Below are 16,073 nucleotides of genomic sequence, written 5' to 3' on the forward strand. Positions count from 1 at the left end.
CTAAAACCAAGCCAGCTATTTACAGACATGTAGAGGGGAGAAGAACCTTGCGCCTATTATTTATTGTAACCATTTCTTTGTTCGCATGGGCGGAATCCTCTATCGCTCAGCAGCCATCAACCATGATTGATGGCTTCAAGGTCTTTCACCAACCAGGAACGACTATTTCAAATGACGACATTTCCCATCTTCAGTTTCTAAGGGATACCAGTGCTGCAGAAGCCAATGAAATATACCTAAAAAATGAAGTTCTGCCCTATGACTTCGATGGAGCAAAGCTACGTGCCAACCGTCTATCTAATAGTGAACGTACTGCTATCAAGACCTATACCAAAGATAGTCGAGATATCAATACTCTCCTTCGTACCAACGAGATTCCAGATGGATCCCTAGCCAGTAGAAAGGCTCTTAAGAAGTCCATTGGCTCAATAAAAAAGGGAGCTAAAAAACTACCTCTTAGGGAAGGCCGGGTCTTCAGAGCAGTGAAAGATAACGGTATGATTCAAGGCTTGAGACGTGGCCTAGGTATTCAAGAGGGAGAAGGTCTCTCCATTGGAATTGGCTCCATAATTGGCGATAATGCCTTTCAATCATCGACTAGCAGCCTTAGCTTTCACAGATCAGCTCAGTTTTTCAACCAACCCGATGATATTATCTCCTATGAATTGGTTAGTAAGAGTGGGCGGGAACTACCCTTCGCTCCCAATATTCTTACTGAAACCTTCCAACCTCAGTTTGAAGTCTTGTTTCCAAACGGAAGCCAATTCCAAATTGAATCTGTAGTATTCACGCAAGATGGGAGACGAACAATTGCCCATATTAAAGCAACGGAACTGGAAACCATTGACCGAGAAACTCAGTTCTTCAATATGCATGAGGGTAAGGTTGCTACAAAAAATTTTGATTTTGATCCCATTGCTTCGAGCACAGGATGCTTTGGCCGTCGAGTCCGTAGATCCCTATCATCGATATGCAACACAGAAGAATCTGACCCCTGGAATTCTAGAGTTGAATCGGAGCTAACAGAAACAGAAGCTGAGATATCAATCATCACACGACAGATTGAAGAGTTTGGTAGCGAGGCTGAAATAGAGAGTTCGATTCTCTTACGCAGCAAGTCTCTTTGGAAGAAATCTCTCGGCAAAGCTAGCAAGATAGCGCGACGGGCTGCGACGCGGGTTGGAGAGCAGATCACAGAAGGAATACCAGGGCTTGAAGAGCTAGCTGTGGCTCTATGGGTCATGGATATGATCGATACTTTTGGTAGTGAGGAGTCTAACGGTCTAGATAAGGCTGCCTCTGTTCTAGGCATCGTGCCCGTCGTTGGTGAGCTTATGTTTGGAATCGATCAAGCTTATCACCAGCAACAGGCCTATAATCGATTGAGTGAATTCGAGCATGGCAAACATTATATTTACGATCTTAACGACGCCACGATCAAGGCTTTAGATCTTGAAAAAAGCCAGTATCGAGCCTATCTAAACAACTATAAAAAACACCTTAAATCAGTTATCTTTGAAGAGCTCAAACGCAATCTCATCTTAAAATATAGTAACGATTATGAAAAGTATGCTCAACGACTCCACAGCACCTTAGATGCCAGTCAAAGACTCATACGCAAGCAAAGGCATTATATCATTGATGATGAGTCTTATGCCGAACTTAGCGATCAGTACTATAGAGTGCTTTTAAAGGTACAATCGCAGCTCACAGCCCGCAAATTAAAGCTTCTGAAAGATGCGGAGGAAGAATTCCTACGGCTCAGCAAAAATTTTATCCAAAGCCATGGCAATATGATTGCAGGCAAACTCTACGAACATGTTGAAAATATTGCCATCACTGAGTGGCAAACGCAGGAACTACGTCGCATCCAAGATGCGCCTGGCTGCTTTAAGCAATCAGTGGAACGCCGTACGATCAATTACTCCTGCTACTCTTGCAACTTCTGGTGTACGATTGCCATGGGTTTTGTTGCTGCTGACCTTGGCGAGACGAAATACCATACAGTCCACTTCGATCCGAGCAAGGATGAAATTCTAAATAGTATTGCTCCGAGCTTAAGCCCAGCAGAGCTGACCCATGACTCTAAATTTGAGCCACTAACACATCCGGATCAGTGGCAAGTTATGAACCTAAAGACTACGTTGGCCGAAAGCATCAAGGAATTGATCAAGAATAACCATCAAACCTCAGCTGACCTTTCTTTTACAAATCCTCTCGCAGTACCGCTAACAAAGGAAAATCCAGAGCTAGCTAAGTTTGTCATCGAGCAAAGCGAGATAGATTCTTCTCTTCCGCAGCTTACTGAAAAGGCTAGCCATTATCTGAAGAGACAAGCTGAGCAACTACAAGAAGGCCATAGCGAAAAATTTGGAATATTTAACCCCTGGCTTCAGTATTGGCATAAAGAGGGTAGAATTTCCTACAGCCTTAACTCTGAAATTGTTCCTGGGATATTTGTCGTGCCCTATGATTGTTCAGAGCGAAAACTCTTCTGTATGGACCTTATCGGGGCTCATACATTCGAAGATCTCACGCAGTAGTTTTACTCTGAAAAGCGGTTGGGGCCATAGCGCCCGATCATACTTAGTGGCCTGCCCTTGACGATCGTTTGGGGCTCAATTTATGAATGCCAGCTTTCGATACGGCCACCACAGCGTCAGTTGGAAAAAGCCCAGGGCTACGAAGACTCGCTTGGTGGCTTATCGTTTCGACTAAATCCACCCGAGCCAGGGAGCGATCTGGCGAACTTTGGTATTGCGCCCAAAGTGATACTTGTAGAAAAAGTAAGCTCGAAAAGAACACGATCTTAAATCGCCTAGTAAACTTTAAATCGATGGGTGCATGTAAAATACAGAAACAGCAAGTCCAGAAGACTATGGCGAAACACCCACCCACTACAATGGGAGCCATATTCTGGCTCGCAAAGGCCTCGATATCTTGACTACTGCTGCTTAGGAAGCGATAGACCGATGTAGGCTGTAACGCGTCACCAATGAAGTAGAGGTGAAGGTGCGCAAAAGGCAACAAAAGCCCTAGAGGTAGTAAGACCCAAATATAGCTACGAAGCGGCAGCAGGAGAAGAGGGGCAAACAACACCATCATAGATAGCAGAGTGAATTGGATTTTTTGGAGCAGACCCCCAGGGAAACTTTCTAAGAAAATGTAATAGAAATTTGGGCTTAGAAGAGCCAAAAAAGCGATGATGATCAGATTTCTTTTGAGCGTTCGAGTCATAACTCATTCCCTGGTGTCGAGCAAGTTCCTCGCGCAAAGTACATATTTGACAATTATGATCTTATGATTGCGCTTTATATAAATGCAATTACAGCACCAAAAGCTCAATGGCATAAATACAAGGAATGTCTCGAAGGGTGGGCCTCAAAAATGAGGCGTTCCTTAACGGCTTCTCGACACTGTCTAAGGCGCAGACACAGAGAGGATATATTTTACTGACTCAAACAATATAGGCGCAGCCTAGATTCACAGGTGCGACTTCCGCCATCGTCAACCCACTTACGAGCGTCGCTTGCCATTCCGAAGTTACCCTTCTCGTTCGCAGTGTTGTCTGTCCAATCTGCACAAGTTTCTGTTCCCTTCACTAAACCACTATTGCTGGTTCCAGTCCAAACTTCGAATAAGGTCACGTCCTCTTCTTCTTCACTTGAAGAAGGCATCTTATCAGCCACCACTGCCGCCAAATGGCGATTGGTCCAAAATTGATTGGGATTTGAAATCAAGTTTCCTTCAAGATTATAAACAGGGTATAGAATCCGAATGCGCTCTGCAGCAGCCACCGTGCTTGTCGATAGAATTACTTTAAAACTGGTAGGTAAACCATTCGCTAGTGCATGCTGATTGCACAAGGCGTCAGCGCTAGCTAGGCTGTTGAATCCATTTTGGACTTGACCTGCCTGGTAGGCAATGCTGGTAACAAACATAAGATGACGGTCATCATAGGGTGACTCCATAGTCACCTCACTCACTTGTTTCTCTGGGTGCTGAATCTGAACTTCCGTTTCCACGTTAAGAATATCAGCGATCTGACCAACATACTGAACGGTATATAGGGACACGTCTGCTAGTGGGGCGGCAATGTACCAATGCCAAAAGCTTTCGCTACCTTCAATGGCAACGGCACTGTATGCTTGAGTACCATTGCTGACAACGAGATCACCATCTTTGATATCAGTGCTGTTCAACTTTTCTCCAGTGACATCTTCGAGACGACAGCCAAAGGCCTCCATTTCAAAACTGTCGTCAGCCGCACACACGAGAAACGCCCCACCTACTGAAACCGGTTCCGAGGCTAAGGTTGTGTCACTATTATCTTTAGAAGGGGTGCTTTCCCCCTGCTTAGGCTCATGGGAATCAATCACATTGTTCCAGCCAGAGGTTTCGCTACAAGCGGCCAAAGTCCAGACCATCACCGCTAGGGCTAGTTTGCTCAAAAACATCGTTGAATCCTTATTTGCATGTACTCAGATACCGTATCGTCAGCTACCTTCAATGAGCTGAGCGATACCATAAATCAAACTAAATACAGGTATTTAGGAGCCAGAATTCTTCTTCTATTTCAATTTCTACTTGAGAAATCCTAAATCAATTTGCTAGCTTCATTGTGGTTCAGGGATGGAACCTAGTGGTTGGAATCCCTGGTTTTGACTGTAGGCACCTGGCGTCGGTATTTTACGTTTCTCACACCAAAATGCGACCCTATCGAGCCATCTAGCAAGCTACCTTGTCGATCCAGCAAATTCTTTGCCCTAGTAAGATCTTAATTGGTTATAGTTGCGAATACACTTGCGATGAATTAGAGACTGAATGGAGTTACACGATGAGAAAGCCTATCGCGTCGATTTTTCCGAAACTTGCTTGGAGCATGCTAGCGACGTTGGCATTAGCTTGCCAGCAGAACCAGCAAGAACAACCTGAGACACCAGCAAATCCTCCCGATCCAGGAGCAATCGAAACCACCCCAGGAGGGCAAGGGGAAAGCAAGGCTCTAGTCTACAGCCCTCTCTACCCTAACCTACCACCTACTAACCAATTCGCTAACCGTATTGACAATGATATTGCTTATACCTACATCGGCGAGCGAGTCCGGGAAAGGCATGCCCGCGAGGACTTTTTCAATCGCTATCGAACCTTTCCCCGATTCTACTTTGAAAATCGCACCTTCACCCTGGAAGTTGTTGATAAGAGTCGTACGTCAGAGCCTGAAGTCATTTTCAACCTTAGTATGGACCATCCCTCCGAAGGCGACCTTCCTTTGACCGGCCGCTTTTTCTTTTCGGGGCTTAATACAGTCGCAGACTATTTCATTGGGATAAACTTTGAAACCGTAAGTGATGAATACCAAGATGGGCGTCATCACTATCGCTACGTTCTGCGCTCCAAGGGGGAAAAAACAAATATCGAGCCCGGTCGCTTGATGGAGATGGAAATCAGTTTCTTCTTGACCCGAAATAAAGGGGTCGGAAGCGATCGAGGCGACGCCAATTACTATTCTCGTACCTGGCTCATGAAGCTCGGAACTCCAGGCATGATTCCCTGGGAAACCCAGGGTGGCTTTATGGTTCCCAATGCCATGGCCCAAGCATCCTCACCATTACCAGCAGACGCTTTAACGGGAGGACTGACCACGCTTTCCGAAGACACCTCTGCCGAACCAGAGCGGGCGCTGCAACAGATGGCTATGAACCTTAGCCCACCCCATGGGCAGACGTTTGTCGAAGGTCGCAGGATTCACCACACTGATTTTGGCAGCGGTCAGCATTCTGAGGCTGGCAATGGCGTCTTTGAAGCCATGAAAGGCAAGCTTGGGCCTGACTATAACCAGGCCTCCTGTATCTCTTGCCACAATGCAAATGGTCGCGGTCGCGGTCCTCTGCCTGGCAAGCCTCTCCATACCTTTGTCATCCCCTTGGCAGCCTCACAAACGCGGCTGCAAGATCCACATCCTCGCTATGGGAGTCACCTTAATACACAGAGGGTCGACGGCCCTTCAGAAGGTAGCCTGATAGTCAACGGCGAGATCGAAACAACAATCCGCTACCCTGATGGTAGCGAAGTCGTGCTCAGTAAACCTGAATTTGAGATCGTTGCTGAAGAATCGGTGTCCACCTTTGACACTCTCATGCCACCGGCACTCATTGGCCTTGGCCTACTCGAAGCTATTGATGAGGCTACGCTCGCATCGCTGGCCGACCCAGACGATAAGGATGGCGATGGAATATCCGGCCGCTTAAGCCTCGTGCAGGACTTAGACACTGGCAAGCAAGTCGTAGGGCGATTTGGTTGGAAAGCGAACCGAGGATCGCTTCGCGATCAAATCGCAGCAGCCTTCGCAGATGACATGGGTGTTAGTTCGAGTCTCAAACAACTTGAGGGGCAAGGTATTGAGGTCGATGATGAAACCATAGAAAAGCTGAAAACCTACCTTGCAACCCTGGGAACTCCTCCCCGCAGGCAGTTTCGCCAAAAAGACGTTATGGCTGGTGAAACGCTTTTCGAATCGATCCAATGCACCTCGTGTCATGTTGGTGAGATTGAAACGGGAGATCGCCATCCGTTTGCTGAGCTTCGCCAGCAGACGATCAAACCTTATACCGACCTTCTTCTTCACGATATGGGGGAAGATTTAAAGAGCCAGATTCCAGGGCCGGTTGCAAGTGTTAAGGAATGGCGGACCGCCCCTTTGTGGGGGATTGGATTGGCTGCTGACCTCGGCCAAGAGTCCTTTCTTCATGATGGGCGCGCTAAAAGCCTTGAACAGGCTATCCTATGGCATGGCGGTGAAGCGAAGGGCTCTCGGGATCAGTTTATGAGTCTGAGTGCGCGAGAGCGGGCTCAAGTGATTGCCTTCTTAAAATCTCTCTAGGATTGAATCTGGATACAAAAAAGCCATAGCGATTTCGCTATGGCTTTTTTAGCTGCTGGGTATAGTCTACTTTTGAAAGACCTTACGACCATCGACATAGGTTGCTTCGATGTTGCGATCATCGCCAAGCATCATCAGAGCAAACAAGCGATCTTCAAGAGTCGTTGAACGGCTCATGCGTAGCTTCTGTAGCTTCGTTGCATCCCAATTAAGAACCACGAAATCAGCTTCCTTGTCTTCTTTGAAGTTGCCGATGAGGTGATCGATACTAAGAGATTCAGCACCGCCAAGAGTTGCTAGGTAGAGGCCTTTAAATGCTGATAGCTTTTTGCCTTGTAGCTGCATGATTTTGTAGGCTTCATTTAGAGTTTGAAGCTGATTGAAGCTAGTTCCAGCACCTACGTCAGTCCCTAGACCAACACGAACGCCGTTCTTTTCAGCTACATGAAGCTTGAAGAGGCCGCTACCCAAGAAAAGGTTGGAAGTTGGGCAGAAAGAGATGACTGAGTCTGTTTCCGCAAACGTAGCCCACTCATCATCTGTTAAATGGATACTATGTGCGAAAACCGACTTATCGCCTGTAAGTCCATAATGATCATACACATCAAGGTAGCCCGCACGCTCAGGGAATAGTGATTTAACCCATTCAATCTCATTGAGGTTCTCAGACAGGTGAGTGTGGACATAGACATCAGGAAATTCAGCCTTAAGTTTACCTGCTAGCGTCAGTTGCTCGGGAGTCGAGGTTGGAGCGAAGCGAGGGGTAATCGCGTAGAGGTTGCGACCTTTGCCATGCCACTTTTGGATGAGTGCTTTACTGTCGTCGTAGCTAGATTTTGCTGTATCAAGAAGGTAGTTGGGCGCGTTGCGGTTCATCATGACCTTACCAGCAACGAGTCTCATGTTAATGGTTTCCGCAGCTTCAAACAACGCGTCGACAGACTGTGGGTGAACTGTTCCAAAAACAAGAGCTGTAGTTGTACCATTGCTAACAAGCTGCTCTAGGAAGAACTTGGCGATCTTATCAGCGTAAGCCTTATCTTCAAACTGCTTCTCAGTTGGGAATGTGTATGTTTCCAACCACTCAAGAAGTTGCTCGCCGTAGGCAGCAATCATCTCTGTTTGAGGAAAGTGAATATGAGTATCAACGAAACCAGGAACGATTAGCTTGCCCCTGTAGTCTTTGACGCCACGACGCCCATGAACCTTTCTACTGTACGGTTCAACTGAAACGACTTTGCCATTGCGAACTGTTAAAAGTCCATCTTCGAAGTACTCGTAGCTAGATTCGACCTTTTCGACCTTAGCTGGATCGTTAACAAAGTGAAGGATCGAGGCCCGGAAACGCTTCGTCTTGGCGAAACTGGGTGCAGAAAGAACGCTGATCATAACCATCATCCAAACGTGCTTAAGTGTAAGCTTCATGTGTGTGAGCTCCCCAAAAAAAGGATATTCAATTGTAAAATGAAGTTTGATTTTGAACAGCTGCAAGGGGTGCAGCCATCCTCGAAGCATCTCTCAGCTCGCGAGTAAAAACCAACAAAAGCGTCGTCATTCTAACGAAAGTCTTTGAGCAGTCAAGGCAAAAAAGGGAAAAATATCGCGCCATGTAAGCCTAAAAAATTAATTAATTCTTTATCTTACAGCTGTATGTTGGAGTGGGGATTACATTTGCTAAACTACGTCAGTTGATTCGGGCCCCAAAAGGCCCTTGCTATTCTAGCTAATAGAGGAGTTTACGGTTGAAAAAACGAAGCCAATGGTCAACCTGTAACGTTACCAACAGTGATCACATATGCTTGCCAGGTAATTGTTTTCCGGCGCACTGGCTATAGAGCTGCTTCAGGTGCGAAGATGACCCCAAGCCGATAAAGCTCATCAGAAGCACGGCCAGCAAACCCCACGATGCTCCACCCCGAAGGCGCTTCAAAACGCTGGCTGCGATCAGTGGGCTCACCGCCCTCCAAGACCTGGCCAAACGTGGTTTCGATACGCAAGTAAAAGACTCGGGTCTTTCCATGCTTCTTGCCAGCATGTACTTCCACCGCAGAGATGGATTCTGAGGTGCTCAAGCTGATTTCTCGGTAAGCCCCGCCATCACCACCGAAGCGAAGCATAGCTCCTTGGTCGTAGTCGATGGCTAATTGATCTACACGGGCGCCAGCTCTTAGGCTCAAACGACGGATGTTCATCGATTGAAATAACTCGTTCTGGTATTCAAAGTGATCCCCATGAGGGCCACCCCATTGGTCAGATTGAATTAAAGACCTAATCTCTGGGGCAGGCTCCCTAGCTAAGCCCTTGCTCGCCTGCCCATCAAACGCCTTCCAACCAGGGTTCTTAGGCGAAGAACGCATGACTTTTCCTAGAGTCTCTTCCTGGCTGATGTCATCGATAGGAGAATACCAAAACTCAATCTGAGCAGCCTCAGGACTTAAATCGACAATCCCATAGCCGTGTGAGCTTGCTTCCGTATACTGCAAGTGCCTATTGAATAGTTTTATGGCACTACTCGCAACACTGCCTGCAAATAGCTTAATAAAGCCTTTCACAGCCTCATCGGCATTCCCGCGACTGACACTAGTAGGAAGGAATTCAACCCCTACCGTTTCTTTGTCAATGTCTAAGTTTGCTGCGATTGATAGATGGGCATCTCCAGTGACAGCTAGGAAACCGTTGATACCTTGGTCTTTGACGAACCGTAAGAGTCGCTCACGGTCCTTTGGAAAGCCATCCCATAAACTTTTGCTCGCCGGCTTGCCGAAAAAAGTAAGAGGAGCCATCAAAACCTGATTGCCTAATACCTTCCAAACAGCATCCGAGTTTGCCAAACGATTGGTGAGCCATTGGTACTGTGTTTCACCTAGTATCGATGGCTCTGAGCTATTGGGAATCGGTTGGCCACGCCCAATCCTGCGGGTATCGAGCATCATCAAGTCGACAAGGCTACCAAACTTCAGCTGCCGATAGATGATTCCTTGCTCTTCCATGGTACGACAGGGAACCCACTCATGAAACGCTTGCACTGCCAGTTCTTTATCCCCCTGGATACCAAGATCATGATTGTCCCAGATAATCGCAAAGGGGTGCTGCTGATGAGCCCGCTGCAAAGATGGATTTCTGCGGTAGTAGGAGTAACGACGGCGCATGCCCTCAAGCGATTCGGGGCGCTTGGCATCCTCGGGATGATAAGGCATCAGAACCTCCTCATCTTCGTCGGCGTAATCGTAGATGTAGTCCCCACAATGGATCACTAGGTCAAGGTCATTGCGTTCCGATATGCGATCGTAGGCATTGAAAAAACCCGACCAGATACTTGAACACGATGCTACAGCGAAACGAACCTGCTGGGGATTCATTGCCGCGGTTTTTGTCCGGCCAATCATAGAACCGATGCCGCTCACAAGAAAGCGAAAGTAGTATGTGGTGCCAGGCTCTGGTAACACGGGATCAATCTTAACCGTGTAGTCCCGACTTTGATCTGTGGAGAAGGTACCTTCAACAACCACATCTTCCATCGTTGGCAATCGTGCAACTTGCCATGTTCCATCCACCTTCCCCTCTTGACCACTGATACGAGTCCAAAGTATGACACGATCCGGCAAGGGATCTCCCGAGGCAACTCCATGTTGAAACATCATCTGGCTTTTCTTAAGATTTTCAAGGCCAGCTTCGCCAGATGTAAAGGCATCAGCGTAGACTTGCGAACTCGCGACGAGGCCCAAAGTGCCTCCTGCACCATGGATAAAGCTTCGGCGACTAATCGTCATAAATATTTCCCCTGATTAAGCCTCCTTTGTGAACGGTACCACTTCAATAAAACCGGCCAAAGGAGTATTGTTGAATCTGAGTTTCGTAAACGTGGGAAATGGCTTAACACAGGACTTAAAAAGATTGGATGAGGCAAAGATAAAGGCCTCATCCAGTACTGGTGGAATATCTAAACATTTGGTTCAGTTTTGAGGTTTATCCCTGAGCATTCCTGCTTTTTTAATAAATTGGATGATATCCTCCAAACCCTCGCCCGTCTTCTGATTGGTAAATAGGAACGGTCGTGCTCCACGCATCTTCTTGGCATCACGCTCCATCACTTCTAATGACGCACCAACGTGAGGAGCAAGATCCGTTTTATTAATGATCAATAAGTCAGACCGAGTGATACCGGGGCCACCTTTCCGCGGAATCTTATCACCAGCGGCAACGTCTATGACGTACAAGGTAAGATCTGATAGATCAGGACTAAAGGTTGCGCTCAAGTTATCACCACCACTTTCAACGAAAACTAGCTCTAAACCAGGAAAGCGATCCGATAGAGTGTCGATGGCTTCCAGGTTCATGGAAGCATCTTCACGAATGGCTGTATGGGGACAGCCTCCAGTTTCAACACCAAGAATTCTATCTTCAGTTAATGCTTGGTGATGGATCAAAAACTGGGCGTCTTCCCTGGTATAAATATCATTGGTAACAACTGCCAAGTTAAATTCATTGCGCAGTCGCTCGCACATGTTCTTGATAAGCGCCGTCTTGCCCGAACCAACGGGCCCTCCAATACCGACTCTAAGATGTTCGCTCATATAAAATTCTCCTTATGATCGAAATAGTCTAGAATACTGACGTTCATGATGAGCACTGGCTGTGAACAACCCAGGTAGTGTCGCCCCGATCTGGTCAATAGGTATTTCACATGAGTTTGCGACAGCCTCATCCATTGCAGAAATCAAACCTAACAAAATCTTTTGACAGGCAATATGACCAATTGGGATAAGCCTGGTTGCTGCCAGCACTTGATTTTCGCACCAGGCCCAAAAGTAACCCTGAAGACTAGACGGGACTGGCATTCCGAGATGGTTTGCTAATACTCCATAAATCACTTCGTAGGCTTCGATATTATGGGCCACCGTGAGATCAGAGTGTACTTCACGAATCAAGCGCTTCAGTGCTGAGCCCATTTTTTTAGATTCAATTTTCAGTTCACTCGTTTCTTTGCTGGCTATCATCAAATCACTAAGATCCTGCAGGTCTCCACCCATCATAGTGTGATAAATGACTGCCCCTTCATTTGCCGCCATGATGTCTAGCATCATGCGACACCACTCGTCTAACTGTTCTCCTGAGCAAATAAGACCTATGTCTGTCGCTCCTTCTAGCCCTTGAGACCAAGCAAAGCCGCCGATGGGAAGGTTCGGACTACAAAGCCGGAGAACTTGCAACATGCTGGGTTCAGTGTTTATGATAAGCGCCTCTCTCCGGTGAAAAAACCCTCTGGCATCGCTCTACACTAAAGCCCAGTTGTTCCATCATCTGATCCAAAACATGGTCGCAACGATAGAAAACCCCATCGTCCTCAATAAGTACTGGGACATGGCGATTCCCAAGGTGATAGCAAGCCTTTGCCAGATCAATGCCATCGCTTCTAACTTGAGACAGAGATTCTTCCTGACCTTCGATCAACAATGTGTCACCATCATCTGTACTGAGCACGTCGCCACAATCTAGGCGCTCACCCCTTGCCAGCTGAATCCCCGCAGTTGTGCCTTCCATGGTCACAATCCGAAGTCTTGTCCTCTGCCTATCTTCATGATTCAACAAAACGCGATACCGAGTTGCATTCTGCCTGTCTTTTAGTTTTCGAGTAAATACCAGCATCGTCCCTCCTAGAATAGAAAATAGCGCTGCGCTAGTGGTAATTCAGCCAAAGGCTCACAGGTCAATATTTGACCATCAACTTTCACAAGATAGGTCTGGGGATCAACATCAATTTCCGGAGTATAGGTATTGTGGATCATATTGCTCTTCTTTAACCCTCGGATCTTGCCCACAGGAGCTGTCTTTTTTTGTAGCCCTAATGTTGCCATTCGTCCGAGGCTTGCCTCAGAAACGAAATGGAGCGAGTTATAGGCAGGAACCTGCCCCAAAGAGCCAAACATTGGTCGATAATAAACGGGCTGGGGCGTAGGTATGGAAGCGTTGGGGTCACCCATGGCACTAAGTGCAATCGTGCCACCCTTGATAACCATCTTAGGCTTAGCGCCAAAGAAAGCAGGATTCCAAAGCACGAGATCGGCAAGCTTGCCAATTTCAATCGATCCGACATAGGCGGCAATCCCATGAGTCAGAGCGGGATTAATGGTGTACTTGGCAATATAGCGCTTCACGCGCTCATTATCGGCATCAAAGGGTTCGCCCTCTAATCGACCCCGTTGAACTTTCATTTTATGTGCTGTTTGCCATGTTCGGCAGATGACCTCACCCACACGGCCCATGGCCTGAGAATCCGAGGCAATCATGCTAATAGCTCCCAGATCATGAAGGATGTCTTCAGCCGCAATCGTCTCCTTGCGGATTCTAGAATCTGCAAACGCAACATCTTCCGGTATAGCTGGATCGAGGTGATGACAAACCATCAGCATATCGAGATGCTCATCGATAGTATTCACTGTATAGGGCATTGTTGGATTCGTTGAAGATGGCAAGACATGACTGAGTCCACATGCTTTTAAAATGTCGGGAGCATGGCCACCGCCAGCCCCCTCAGTGTGATAGGTGTGGATCGTACGACCACCCATGGCCTCTAAAGTTTGATCGACAAAGCCCGATTCATTGAGCGTATCCGTATGGATGGCGACCTGAACATCGTAGCGATCTGCAGTATCCAAACAGGTTCGGATCGCCTGGGGTGTCGTGCCCCAGTCTTCATGAAGTTTCAGACCAATCGCTCCTGCCTCCACCTGCTCATCCAGAGCTTCTGGCGTTGACGAATTCCCTTTACCCAAAAAGCCAAAATTGAGGGGAATTTGATCAACGCTGCGCAGCATCTGGCTAATATGCCAAGCTCCAGGAGTACACGTCGTCGCGTTCGTTCCAGTTGCAGGGCCGGTGCCTCCACCAAGCATGGTTGTAACACCAGACGCCAAGGCTTCATCGATTTGCTGCGGGCAAATAAAATGAATATGAGCATCGATCCCTCCTGCGGTGAGAATCTGCCCCTCTCCAGCGATAATCTCGGTAGACGCTCCAATATTCATATCTACGGGACCCTGGATATCTGAATTGCCAGCCTTGCCAATAGCCGCAATATTCCCATCCTTAATCCCAATGTCGGCTTTTACTATGCCCCAGTGGTCAATGATGAGGGCATTGGTGATCACCGTGTCCATACAATCTTTTGCCAATGCTTGGCCCTGCCCCATACCATCACGTATCACCTTGCCACCGCCGAACTTCACTTCTTCGCCGTAGCGAGTGTGATCCTTTTCTACCCGCACCCAGAGATCCGTATCTCCTAGGCGCACGCAATCACCAGTGGTAGGGCCATACATATCGCTATACGCTTTACGACTTAAGGTCTTCATTGCGAACCTCCTCAACAGGCCCCATGACTTTGCCATCGAAGCCAAAAACCGCACTCCCGCCAGGAAACGCGACTAAATCAACTGTTCTGTTTTGCCCTGGTTCGAAACGCATTCCCGTTCCCGCCGGAATATCCAGTCGGTAGCCTTTAGTAGATTCACGATCGAACACCAAGGCAGGATTCACTTCGTAAAAATGATAGTGAGAGCCCACTTGAATGGGGCGATCCCCAGAGTTAGCGACGTTTATGGATCGCGTAGCCCGATCTTGGTTTATAATGATAGGCGCATCTTCCAGTTGATATTCTCCCGGTATCATAGACTCTCCTTACTGGATCGGATTGTGAATCGTAACCAATTTAGTACCATCAGGAAATGTCGCCTCCATTTGAATCTCGGGTATCATCTCTCCAATTCCGGGCATCACCTGATCACGGCTCAAGACCTGCTGCCCTTCTGACATCAGTTGTGCGACCGTGCGCCCCTCTCTCGCTCCTTCCATCACAAAGGCAGATATCATAGCAACCGCCTCCGGATAGTTAAGCTTTAGCCCTTTTGCAAGACGCCTCTCCGCTAATAACGAAGCTGTAAACAACATGAGTTTGTCCTGTTCCCGAGGCGACAACTCCATGAATTCTCCTTTTCACGTTCTTAGTAAGACCAGATTCTGGGGGCTTCAAAACCAGAGTTTTCTTCCCCTGCATGAAAGCCTAATATCGATGCAAAATTATCTCGCACACGATATGGACAGACTTCAATAGATCGAGTTTGAAATATCCCCTCATAATAAGTCCAAGGTTCTATGTCTAACTCAGCCTCTGTAGAAGTTCTAAAGCGCTCATCGATCGAAGGCCCGACGGCTAAAAGCTGTCCGTAACAAGTTTTTCCTCCTAAGCCCAAGCGCGACTTGAGTAGCGATGATTCGGGCCCTATTGCAAGGCGATCGTTAAGGATCAAACGCCCTTCTCGATAGACTTTTAGATGGTTCACAAGCTCACCCTGATCGAAGGCTTCACCAATGCTAGGCCGCCCAAAGATGAGAATATCCCAGAACATCAGCTCGCTTGAGGGGCCCAAATGAATCTCAACATCATTGTAAAATCTGGCGTCCCCAAATAGGATTGTCTCCAACGGCAACCATAACAATACTCCATCGCTACTATGGTGAATCACAGTTTTAGCCTTCGCCACTCGACCGTCTGATCGATATACCTTCTGTGCTGAAGGGGACGTCACCAAAATCCTGTCTCTCGATTCCATAGCTACATCAATGGTGAGCTGATCACCTCCAACAACTCCTCCGGGAGGGTGGAGTAGATAATGATGAAGGGTGCGCGAAGAATGATCCCAAAAAGGCTTTTGAACCATCAAAGGGCCCTGATGACGACTATAATATCGCGGACGATCGTTCCCATCCCGGTATTCTAGCTTCAGGCTTGCGGGCCAAATCATGACTTTGAATGCCGATCTCGAAACCAGCGAAGGGCTAGAAGCCCCAAGCTACAAACTGCGACCATGACCAATTCAAGGCCATAGGCTTCCCAAAAGCTAGCATGCTGATGGACATGAGTTGTTACATGCGCAAATGCAGTGCTCATAGTTTCCGCTCCTTTTTTTGATTCATCTCAGCCTTCCGGCTTAGCATGGTTTGCAAGTGATCGCACTTAGAGAACGATTTAAAAACCTACAAAATCGCGGACTTCAATTACCTTGATGTAGGCTTCTAAGCTTCAGACACCCAATAATTACTTACATAATAACCCAATTTTATAGTTTAAATGGCCTGCTTCAAACCGATGAAGGCCTTGTTTAGCAAGGTTTTCACCATGTTTCTCAAGGAA

14 protein-coding genes are annotated in these 16,073 nt (G+C 47.4%); 2 read left to right on the forward strand and 12 right to left on the reverse strand.

Features of this window, described 5'->3' with window-relative positions; translation table 11 throughout:
* Positions 1–47: 47 nt before the first annotated feature.
* The gene (locus tag B9N89_RS05970) at positions 48–2,543 is read left to right on the forward strand and encodes an ADP-ribosyltransferase (protein ID WP_132315845.1); all 2,496 of its coding nucleotides are present in this window, start codon (positions 48–50) and stop codon (positions 2,541–2,543) included.
* 43 nt (positions 2,544–2,586) lie between these two features.
* Here B9N89_RS05970 and B9N89_RS05975 read toward each other — a convergent pair whose 3' ends face one another.
* Both B9N89_RS05975 and B9N89_RS05980 read right to left on the reverse strand, forming a co-directional pair.
* Complete coding sequence (locus B9N89_RS05975; protein WP_132315843.1) at positions 2,587–3,237, reverse strand: hypothetical protein; 651 nt, start codon at positions 3,235–3,237, stop codon at positions 2,587–2,589.
* 212 nt (positions 3,238–3,449) lie between these two features.
* Positions 3,450–4,457, reverse strand: coding sequence for a hypothetical protein (locus B9N89_RS05980; protein WP_132315841.1), 1,008 nt, complete (start codon positions 4,455–4,457; stop codon positions 3,450–3,452).
* 380 nt (positions 4,458–4,837) lie between these two features.
* On the opposite strand from B9N89_RS05980, the gene B9N89_RS05985 reads away from it, so the two are divergent.
* Positions 4,838–6,883, forward strand: coding sequence for a di-heme oxidoredictase family protein (locus tag B9N89_RS05985; RefSeq protein ID WP_132315839.1), 2,046 nt, complete (start codon positions 4,838–4,840; stop codon positions 6,881–6,883).
* 66 nt (positions 6,884–6,949) lie between these two features.
* Here B9N89_RS05985 and guaD read toward each other — a convergent pair whose 3' ends face one another.
* From guaD to B9N89_RS31260, 10 genes are all read right to left on the reverse strand, one after another.
* Complete coding sequence (gene guaD / locus B9N89_RS05990; protein ID WP_412535401.1) at positions 6,950–8,281, reverse strand: guanine deaminase; 1,332 nt, start codon at positions 8,279–8,281, stop codon at positions 6,950–6,952.
* A gap of 431 nt (positions 8,282–8,712) precedes the next feature.
* Positions 8,713–10,653: an alkaline phosphatase D family protein gene (locus B9N89_RS05995; RefSeq protein ID WP_132315837.1), complete on the reverse strand. Its 1,941-nt coding sequence runs from the start codon at positions 10,651–10,653 to the stop codon at positions 8,713–8,715.
* Between the two features lie 183 nt (positions 10,654–10,836).
* On the reverse strand, positions 10,837–11,457 hold the full coding sequence (gene ureG, locus B9N89_RS06000; protein ID WP_132315835.1) for an urease accessory protein UreG: 621 nt from the start codon (positions 11,455–11,457) through the stop codon (positions 10,837–10,839).
* Positions 11,458–11,469: 12 nt separating this feature from the next.
* Positions 11,470–12,096, reverse strand: coding sequence for an urease accessory protein UreF (locus tag B9N89_RS06005; protein WP_132315833.1), 627 nt, complete (start codon positions 12,094–12,096; stop codon positions 11,470–11,472).
* Positions 12,097–12,103: 7 nt separating this feature from the next.
* Positions 12,104–12,529: an urease accessory protein UreE gene (locus B9N89_RS06010; RefSeq protein WP_132315831.1), complete on the reverse strand. Its 426-nt coding sequence runs from the start codon at positions 12,527–12,529 to the stop codon at positions 12,104–12,106.
* A gap of 8 nt (positions 12,530–12,537) precedes the next feature.
* Positions 12,538–14,235: an urease subunit alpha gene (ureC, locus tag B9N89_RS06015; RefSeq protein ID WP_132315829.1), complete on the reverse strand. Its 1,698-nt coding sequence runs from the start codon at positions 14,233–14,235 to the stop codon at positions 12,538–12,540.
* Positions 14,216–14,551 carry an urease subunit beta gene (locus tag B9N89_RS06020; protein WP_132315827.1) on the reverse strand — a complete coding sequence of 112 codons (336 nt, stop codon included), beginning with the start codon at positions 14,549–14,551 and terminating at the stop codon, positions 14,216–14,218. Before B9N89_RS06020 ends, ureC begins: the two co-directional genes overlap by 20 nt.
* Before the next feature lie 9 nt (positions 14,552–14,560).
* Positions 14,561–14,863, reverse strand: a complete 303-nt coding sequence (locus B9N89_RS06025; RefSeq protein ID WP_132315825.1) for an urease subunit gamma — start codon at positions 14,861–14,863, stop codon at positions 14,561–14,563.
* Between the two features lie 20 nt (positions 14,864–14,883).
* Positions 14,884–15,684 carry an urease accessory protein UreD gene (locus B9N89_RS06030; protein WP_132315823.1) on the reverse strand — a complete coding sequence of 267 codons (801 nt, stop codon included), beginning with the start codon at positions 15,682–15,684 and terminating at the stop codon, positions 14,884–14,886.
* Positions 15,681–15,830, reverse strand: a complete 150-nt coding sequence (locus B9N89_RS31260) for a hypothetical protein (protein ID WP_159455176.1) — start codon at positions 15,828–15,830, stop codon at positions 15,681–15,683. Before B9N89_RS31260 ends, B9N89_RS06030 begins: the two co-directional genes overlap by 4 nt.
* Between the last annotated feature and the right edge of the window lie 243 nt (positions 15,831–16,073).

Source organism: Pseudobacteriovorax antillogorgiicola (assembly GCF_900177345.1).
GTDB classification, from domain to species: Bacteria; Bdellovibrionota_B; Oligoflexia; order Oligoflexales; family Oligoflexaceae; genus Pseudobacteriovorax; species Pseudobacteriovorax antillogorgiicola.

What these genes read in the sequence shown, in the direction of transcription:
- B9N89_RS05975 (WP_132315843.1), bottom strand. Translation starts at nt 3,237, where the DNA reads ATGACTCGAACGCTCAAAAGAAATCTGATCATCATCGCTTTTTTGGCT.
- B9N89_RS05980 (WP_132315841.1), bottom strand. Translation starts at nt 4,457, where the DNA reads ATGTTTTTGAGCAAACTAGCCCTAGCGGTGATGGTCTGGACTTTGGCC.
- B9N89_RS05985 (WP_132315839.1), top strand. Translation starts at nt 4,838, where the DNA reads ATGAGAAAGCCTATCGCGTCGATTTTTCCGAAACTTGCTTGGAGCATG.
- guaD (WP_412535401.1), bottom strand. Translation starts at nt 8,281, where the DNA reads ATGATGGTTATGATCAGCGTTCTTTCTGCACCCAGTTTCGCCAAGACG.
- B9N89_RS05995 (WP_132315837.1), bottom strand. Translation starts at nt 10,653, where the DNA reads ATGACGATTAGTCGCCGAAGCTTTATCCATGGTGCAGGAGGCACTTTG.
- ureG (WP_132315835.1), bottom strand. Translation starts at nt 11,457, where the DNA reads ATGAGCGAACATCTTAGAGTCGGTATTGGAGGGCCCGTTGGTTCGGGC.
- B9N89_RS06005 (WP_132315833.1), bottom strand. Translation starts at nt 12,096, where the DNA reads ATGTTGCAAGTTCTCCGGCTTTGTAGTCCGAACCTTCCCATCGGCGGC.
- B9N89_RS06010 (WP_132315831.1), bottom strand. Translation starts at nt 12,529, where the DNA reads ATGCTGGTATTTACTCGAAAACTAAAAGACAGGCAGAATGCAACTCGG.
- ureC (WP_132315829.1), bottom strand. Translation starts at nt 14,235, where the DNA reads ATGAAGACCTTAAGTCGTAAAGCGTATAGCGATATGTATGGCCCTACC.
- B9N89_RS06020 (WP_132315827.1), bottom strand. Translation starts at nt 14,551, where the DNA reads ATGATACCGGGAGAATATCAACTGGAAGATGCGCCTATCATTATAAAC.
- B9N89_RS06025 (WP_132315825.1), bottom strand. Translation starts at nt 14,863, where the DNA reads ATGGAGTTGTCGCCTCGGGAACAGGACAAACTCATGTTGTTTACAGCT.
- B9N89_RS06030 (WP_132315823.1), bottom strand. Translation starts at nt 15,684, where the DNA reads ATGATTTGGCCCGCAAGCCTGAAGCTAGAATACCGGGATGGGAACGAT.
- B9N89_RS31260 (WP_159455176.1), bottom strand. Translation starts at nt 15,830, where the DNA reads ATGAGCACTGCATTTGCGCATGTAACAACTCATGTCCATCAGCATGCT.